Raw genomic sequence first — 7,587 nt, 5'->3', positions numbered from 1 at the left:
CGACGCTCGACGAAGACGTTCCACGAGTCGATGGTGCCGCGCTCGATGTTGCCGGCCTCGGGGGAGCGCATGTCGACGCCGCGCGGGAGCGGCACGTTGCCGCTGGCCACGTCGGGGTTCGGCGCGCCGGGGATACCGGCCGAGAGCGACCCGTACGGGATGAACCCGTTCGGACCCGCGCCCGAGTAGGCGATGGTCAGCGGGTAGAAGCCGCGCATCGGGCGCGACCAGGGCATCGGGTTGAACGTGCGGCCGTAGCCGGCGCGGATGACCGTGTCGTCGTTGAGGCGGTAGGCCGCGCCGAGGCGGGGCGCGAACAGGCCCTTGGACGGCTTGAGGCCGTTGAGCTCTTCCGGGTTGCCGCCGACGCCGCCGAGGGCGACGTTGAACGTCTGGAGGTTGAGCTGCTCGATGCCACGGCTCTCGCGGCTCATCAGCGGGTAGTACTCATAGCGCACGCCCGCGTTGACCGTGAGCTTGTCGTTCACCTGCCAGCGGTCGTTGATGTACACGCCGAACTGGTTCTCACGGCCCGTCATCTTCTCGAACTGCACCGACTTGCCGAAGTCGCTCATCAGGCCGAGCTGCATCGCCGCGAGGTTGTTCCACGCCAGCGCTGCGTACCCCGGCGTGCCGGTGATGCCGCCGCCGAAGTTGAAGTTGCCACGCGGGTTGTTGATCTCGGGCTGCCAGTGATCGAGGCCGAGCTTCACGTAGTCGAAGCCCGAACGGATCTCGTGCTTGCCCGCGACCTTGGTGACGTTGGTCGAGAACGTGTAGTTGACCTCGTCACGCGTCACCGGCGTCCAGGTGGCGTTGTTGCCGAGCGTCGACATGCCCGGGTTGAACGCGGGCATGCCGGCGTAGAAGCCGACGTACTCGCCCGTGGAGCCGGGGCCGGTCACACCGGCGTTGTTGGTGCCCGGGATGCCCAGCGCCAGGCCGACGTTGCCGTCCACCAGGTCCGGCCCCTCGGAGGCGTGCACCATGTTGTTGTAGCCGAACGTGGCGTCCCAGATGAGGGTCGGGGTGATCGTGTAGGTCGAGCCCACCGACGCGACCTTCACGGTCGTGTCGCCGCCGCCCGGCGTGGTGTAGGGCAGGTAGTACAGGTCCATCACCGAGGCGTCCATCGTCGAGTACTTGGCCCAGATCTGGTTGGCCGCCGTGCGGTTCCAGTTGACCTTGACGTCGAAGTTGTCACGCGTCGCCTCGGGGAACTCCTGCCGCTCGTAGTTGTTCTGCGTGCCGTTGTTGGTGCCGGACGCATTCGGGAGCGGGTAGAGGTTCATCAACGACTGGCCAATCGAGCTGAAGCGGTTGGCCGGCACCTGCGCGCCAGGGAACTCCGTGCGGCCCGCGCCCGTGGCCGGGTCACCGGTCGCCGGGTCGTAGATGCGGAAGTTCGGGTTGAACGCCAGCACCTCGGAGTAGTCGCCGTTGCGCATCTTCGCGGTCGGCACCGTCAGGATCGAGATGCGCGAGTTCTTCTCGAGGTTGCGCTCCCAGCCGCCGAAGAAGAACAGGCGGTTCTTCTTGATCGGGCCACCCACCGTGCCGCCGAGGATGTCGACGCTCGAGTTCGGATTGTCGGCCGCCGAGAAGTAGGCCTGCCGCGCGTTCCACTCGTCCTGGTTGCGGAAGTAGAAGGCCGACCCACGGAACTCGTTGGTGCCCGACTTGGTCGCCACCGAGACCGCCGCGCCGCCCGTCATGCCCTGGCTGGCGTCGAACGAGTTGGTCGAGATGTTGACCGTCTCGATCGTCTCCACCGGGGCCACGTAGCCGACGTGGTGCGGCAGCCACACGTTGATGGAGGCCGCGCCGTCGATACGGGTCACGTTGTTGTTGCGGTTGGTGCCGTTGACGTTGGTCGTCAGCGCGCGGCCCGGGGTGTCGGTCTGCGCGTTCTGGAAGCCCACCGGCGTCGCCCCGGGCACCAGGTTCATCAGGCCCTGGTAGTTCCGGTACTGGTTCAGCGGGAGGTTGACCACGTCGGCCGGCTTCAGGTTCACCGACACGTCCGCCTTGTCCGTCTTCAGGAGGGCGGCCTCGGTCGTGACCGTCACCGACTCGGTGAGGGCGCCGACCTCGAGCTTCGCGTTGACGCGCGAGGTGTCGTTCTGCGCCACCGGGACGCCGGTCTGGATGTATTCCTTGAACCCCTGCAGGGAGGCCTTCACCGTGTAGGTGCCGGGCTGCAGGTTGCGGATCGCATAGGCGCCCGTCTCGTCGGTCACACCGCTGACCTCGAGACCGGTACCCTGATTCACGACCGTGACCGTGGCGCCGGGAATGGCTGCGCCAGAGTCATCGACGACCGTGCCGGCAACGGTGCCGTACAGTGCTTGCGCCGCGGCCGGAGCCGGGGGCAGGACGACCAAGGCGGCCACCACGAGGGCGAGGACGCTGGCCAGAAGGGTTCGAGCAGACTTCAAACACACCTCCGAAGGTGCACGGGGTGTGGGGACCGACAGCGACGTACTGGACTGCAACGTTCAGGCCACAGCTAGTACAAATGGGTGAGCTGGCGTAGTAGAGCCGTAAGTGGCATCTCCAGTGGCACTTGGAAGGACTGCCGTGAGGACGCCCGCTCGCGGTTCCATCCGACGGCCCTCGTTCTCCGGAGTCTTGGACGCCGATTCTCCGGGTTTTTGGAGATTGTCTGGGCTACGCTCCCGCCATGCGACTTCTGTGGCTCGTGCTTGGCCTCGGCCTGGGAGGCCTCGTCGTCGGCGCATCCCAGCCCGTCACTCCGACGTCTGCCTTGCCGCGGCTGGTCGTCGAGGCCGGCGAAGTCGATCGCGTTGACGCGTGGGTGCAGGTCCAACTGCCGTCGCAGGTACGCGGGGCCGACCTGCAGTTGCGCCGCGAGGACGCCGACGAGGTCGTGCCGCTCCAGATCGGGCCCTATCGGGAAGCCTGGGCCGTGTTGCCCCGGCTCCGGGCGGGCACCACCACGGTGTTCCGCATCGAACCGGCCCTGCGCCCGGCCCTCACCGACCGCGTCAGCGCCACCCGCGACGTCTCGCAGGTGCGGGTGACCATCGAGGGGCGCCCCGCCTTCACGTACATCGGTGAGCCTCGTCCCCTCCCGCCCGGCGTGGACCAGGTGTTCACACGTGGCGGCTACCTCCATCCCGTCATGACGCCCGGCGGGCGACGGGTCACCGAGGACTACCCGCCCAACCATCGCCATCATCACGGCATCTGGGCGGCATGGACCCGCACGAGCGTCGATGGCCGCGCTCCCGACTTCTGGAACATGGGCGACCGCACGGGCACCGTGGAGTTCGAGCGACTCAGCCGCACCTGGTCGGGGCCCCTCACCGCCGGCTTCGACACCCGCCACCGCTACATGGACCTCTCGGCCCCGACGCCGACCACGGTCCTGCTCGAGGACTGGAGGGTGGTGGCCTATGCCTGGCCCGCCGGGGATCGGCCATGGCACGTCTTCGACCTCGAGACGACCCAGGCCTTGACGGGCAACTCGCCGCTCGACCTGCCGCCGTATCGGTACGGCGGCGTCGGCATGCGCGGCAGGCACCTGTGGGACGGCGCCGACGGTGTGGCCGTGCTCACCTCGACGGGGCGGACCAGGACCACGGGGCATGGCACGCGGGCCACCTGGATGGCGATGACGGGACTCATCGATGGCCAGCGCGCCGGCATCGCGATGCTGTCGCATCCCGACAACGTCCACTCGCCACAGCCGGTGCGCATCCACCCGACCGAGCCGTTCCTGAACTTCGCGCCGCAGCAGGCCGGCGCGTTCCGCCTGCGTCCCGGCGAGCCGTTCAGGCAGCGGTACCGCTTCGTGGTGTTCGATGGTGCGCCTGACGCCACGCGCCTCGATGCGATCTGGCAGGCCTGGGCGACGCCGGTACGGGCGCGGGTGGAGTAGGGACCGCCGGACAAGTCCGGCGGCTACGAACCGTCGGCGGTGCCGTTCCAATACGGCCGCAGGCCGAGGGGTTCTCCCGCGCACGCCTGTTCGTAGCCGTCGGCCATGGCCGACGGGCATCACTGGAGCACGCCGAGACCCGGTGCCCGGCGTCCGGACCGCTACCCGCGTGCGTACCGGCCGACGATGGCCTCGTAGGCGTCGCGTTGCTTCGCGATCGAGGTCATGAGCGCGAGCTGCGCGCGGGCCCGCTCGAGGTTGTGGCCCGGCCGATGGATCCGGTAGTAGGTGTCGCCCTGCAGGTGATCGCCGAGGAACCGGATCGCCTGCTCGTACGCCAGCAACTGGCCGGCGAAGGCCAGCCACTCGACTTCGGTGGGGAGGAGGAAGTCGCCCGCCGACGACAGGTAGCCGCGCACCAGCGCCTCGAACATCTCCGGTCGTGAGGCGACCCGCGACGGGTCGGGTTCGTCCTCGGCGGCGGCGTTGGTCGCCGTGCGCACCATGTCCCCGAAGTCGATGGGCGCGAGCCCGGGCATCGTGGTGTCGAGATCGACCACGCACAGGGCCTCGCCCGAGGCCTCGTCCATCATCACGTTGTTGATCTTCGTGTCGTTGTGCGTGACCCGCTCGGGCACCGCGCCGGTCTCCGCCGCCGTCTGCAGGCGATCGGCATCGGCCTCGTGCGCGAGTGCGACGTCGATCAGGTCGCGGCACTCGATGGCCCGGTTGCACGCATCGGCGTCGACCGCCCGCACGAACGCGTCGAAGCGGCGTCGCGTGTGATGGAAGTCGGGAATCGTGTCGTGCAGTCGTTCCCCCGGCAGGTCGGCCACCTGGGCCTGGAACGTGCCGAACGCCCGCGCGGCCGCCTCCGCCTGCGCCGGGGTCTCGACGATGTCGTAGGTGCGCGTGCGCTCGATGAACAGGTACGTGCGCCAGATGGCCCCCTCGTCGTCGACGACGAACGGGCGGCCGTCGCGCGCGGGCACCAGCGTCAGCGCGCGGCGCGATGCGTCGGGCAGGTCGGCGACGCGGGTCGCGGCGTGCGCGAGCACGCGCGCCACGTTGTCCATCAGCCGCTCGGGCTCACGGAACACGTGGTGGTTGATGCGCTGGTGGACGTAGCGCACCGGCGTGCCGGCCTGATCGTACGTGGCGGCGTACGTCTCGTTGATGTGGCCGCTGCCGTACGCCACGGCCGTGCGCGGCGTGCCGGGGATCACGAAGCGCGCGCCGATGGCGCGCAGGTCGCGTGGCGGACCCTGCGCCATGCGCGTCAGCCGAACAGGGGCGCGGGGTAGGCGCCACTGGCGGCCAGGTCGGCCATCGCCGCGACGACGCCCGGCTTGTCCTCGCGGTACGTCACGCCGAACCAGCGGCTCGTCGTCGGCAGCACGTCGACGACGCACTGGCCGGCATCGATGAGCACGTCGACCGTCGCCGGGATGTAGCACTCGGACTTGAGGTCCTGCCCGTCGCGCGCGAGGAAGGCCTCGAAGGCCGTCTCGATCTGCGGGAACAGCGCCGGCGTGAAGCCCCACATGTTCATGGACACGGGCTCGAGGCCGGTGAGCACTTCGGGCGGGACCGTGCCGTCCTGGTTCTCGACGTGATCGCCGACCGGCAGCACCTTGGTCAGTTCGCGGATGGACGCCAGGTGTCCCTGCGCGTCGGTCACGCACACACCACGCGCCACGGTGCCGTGCGGCGACAGGGTGGTGCGCAGCGTGAAGCCGACCATCGCGTAGTGCGTGGGCTGCTGCTGGCGCGCCGGGTCGGCCAGGAAGTCGTGCAGCACCTGGTAGGAGTGCTGCCCGTAGAAGTCGTCGGCGTTGATGGCCGCGAAGGGCGTCGTGATGACGTCGCGGGCCGCGAGAATCGCGTGCGTGGTGCCCCAGGGCTTGGTGCGCTCGGCCGGCCGCGTGAACCCGCCGGGGAGGGTGTCCATGTCCTGGAAGCAGTACGTGGCGTCGATGCGCCCCGCATACCGCGACAGGACCTGCTGCTTGAAGTCCTCCTCGAAATCGCGGCGGATGACGAACACGACCTTGCCGAAGCCGGCGCGGAGCGCGTCGAAGATGGCGTAGTCCATCACGGTCTCGCCGTGCGGCCCCATCGGGTCGAGTTGCTTGAGGCCACCGTAACGGCTGCCCATGCCGGCAGCGAGGACGAGAAGGGTCGGAGTCATCGGCTCGGTTCGAAAAGGTCCGGGGTCCGGACTTGCACGCGAACGGTCGAGCGCGAATAATCCGCCCGGGATCGCCCCGCTCGCCCTCCGTGTTGTACACCACTTTGCCCGCTCGCCGCACCGCGCCAAGGTCCAGCCCATGAAGGTGCTCGTCTCCATCCGGCAGCGGAGCTTCGCCCGGTTCGTCGCCTTCGACCTGGCCGAGGCGGCTCGCCGCCTGGGCCACGTGGTCCACTGGGTCGACTTCGACGCGCTGCACCAGGCCATCGCGCCCGACAGCGCGGAGGCACATCGGGACATCCTGGCGCGCGTCGCAGAGGACGTGCGCGCGTTCGCTCCCGATCTCGTCCTGAGCTACGGGATCGAGGCGATCGTCCCGCCCTACACGACGGAACTGCCCGGCGACGCCTGGACCCTGGCCGATGCCGCCCGCGCCCCCGTCGCCTGCTTCTTCTACGACTTCGGGGCGCCGTTCGACCGGCCCGTGGACGCGGCGACCGCTCCCTGGATCGCGCGGGCCCAGCGCGCCGACGTGCGCGTGTTCTGCTGGGACCGGCAGGCGGTGGCCGATCTCCATCGGTTCGGGGTGGCCGCCGAGTACCTGCCGATGGCGGTCAACGAGGCGATGTTCTTTCCCCCCGCCGAGGACGGCGGCCGCGACGTGTCCGTGGTGTTCTCCGGCGGGCCCACGCCCGAGCGCCAGGCCGCCCTCCGCGAGGTCGCGCCGCAGGGGCTCGCCATCTACGGCTACGACGAGGCCATCTGGACGGCGGACCCCGCCCTGGCCGGCTGCTATCGCGGCTTCGTGCCCGAACGCGACCGGCTGCGCGAGATCTACCAGCGTGCACGGGTCACGCTGAACGTGACGCGGGCGCATGGCCGCGCGAGCCTGAACATGCGTGTCTTCGAGGCGATGGCCTGCGGCTGCGTCGTGGTGACCGATCAGGCCGAGGAGGCAAGCACGATCTTCACGCCCGGCGAGCACCTGGTGGTGATCGACCGCGACGAATCACCCGCGGCCGTCGTCGCGCGCGTGCTCGGCAACGAGGCGACGCGGGCCGCGATCGGTGCCCGCGGCGCGGCCTGCGTGCGTGAGTCCCACACGTACGTGGAGCGCCTGTCGACAATCACGCCGCAGTTGAAGGCATTGGTGAGCGAGTCGCGCGCGTGGGCGTTCTGGGACAGCTTCCTCGAGGCCGATCCGGACAAGGCGCTGCGTTTCCTCGGGGTGCTGCGGGCGGAGCGGACCCTGCTCCGCGAGGACCTGTGGCACATGGCCGAGGCGACCGCGCACGCGCGGCGCGGCCGTCGGGCCCTGGCGTTGCGGGCCTGCCGTGAGGCGCAGCGGCGCAATCCCGCGCTCGTGGGGCTGGATCGACTGGCGGCAGACCTGCAGACGCACTGAGGATGGTCCCCGCGCGCCGATGGCGGTCGGCGCGGCGGGGGGTGGGCAAGGTGCCCTGGCTCAGTGAAATGAACTACGTGTCGTGAG

5 protein-coding genes are annotated in these 7,587 nt (G+C 69.7%); 2 read left to right on the top strand and 3 right to left on the bottom strand.

What is annotated here, in order from left to right; genetic code table 11:
* On the bottom strand, nucleotides 1-2,393 hold a 2,393-nt coding region (locus tag ACIRDX_RS18555), incomplete at its 3' end, for a TonB-dependent receptor (RefSeq protein ID WP_396626926.1).
* A 290-nt stretch (nucleotides 2,394-2,683) separates the two neighbouring features.
* On the opposite strand from ACIRDX_RS18555, the gene ACIRDX_RS18550 reads away from it, so the two are divergent.
* Complete coding sequence (locus tag ACIRDX_RS18550; RefSeq protein WP_396626925.1) at nucleotides 2,684-3,904, top strand: PmoA family protein; 1,221 nt, start codon at nucleotides 2,684-2,686, stop codon at nucleotides 3,902-3,904.
* Between the two features lie 161 nt (nucleotides 3,905-4,065).
* Here ACIRDX_RS18550 and ACIRDX_RS18545 read toward each other — a convergent pair whose 3' ends face one another.
* Together ACIRDX_RS18545 and ACIRDX_RS18540 are read right to left on the bottom strand one after the other, a co-directional pair.
* Nucleotides 4,066-5,178 carry a mucin desulfatase gene (locus tag ACIRDX_RS18545; protein WP_396626924.1) on the bottom strand — a complete coding sequence of 371 codons (1,113 nt, stop codon included), beginning with the start codon at nucleotides 5,176-5,178 and terminating at the stop codon, nucleotides 4,066-4,068.
* A gap of 5 nt (nucleotides 5,179-5,183) precedes the next feature.
* On the bottom strand, nucleotides 5,184-6,095 hold the full coding sequence (locus tag ACIRDX_RS18540) for an NDP-sugar synthase (protein ID WP_396626923.1): 912 nt from the start codon (nucleotides 6,093-6,095) through the stop codon (nucleotides 5,184-5,186).
* Between the two features lie 139 nt (nucleotides 6,096-6,234).
* On the opposite strand from ACIRDX_RS18540, the gene ACIRDX_RS18535 reads away from it, so the two are divergent.
* The gene (locus tag ACIRDX_RS18535) at nucleotides 6,235-7,500 is read left to right on the top strand and encodes a glycosyltransferase (RefSeq protein WP_396626922.1); all 1,266 of its coding nucleotides are present in this window, start codon (nucleotides 6,235-6,237) and stop codon (nucleotides 7,498-7,500) included.
* The last annotated feature ends 87 nt before the right edge of the window (nucleotides 7,501-7,587 follow it).

The organism is Luteitalea sp., from assembly GCF_044337415.1.
Lineage (GTDB): Bacteria > Acidobacteriota > Vicinamibacteria > Vicinamibacterales > Vicinamibacteraceae > Luteitalea.
The sequence above is the reverse complement of the archived record's forward strand: the minus strand, read 5'-3'. Positions and strand labels throughout refer to the sequence as shown.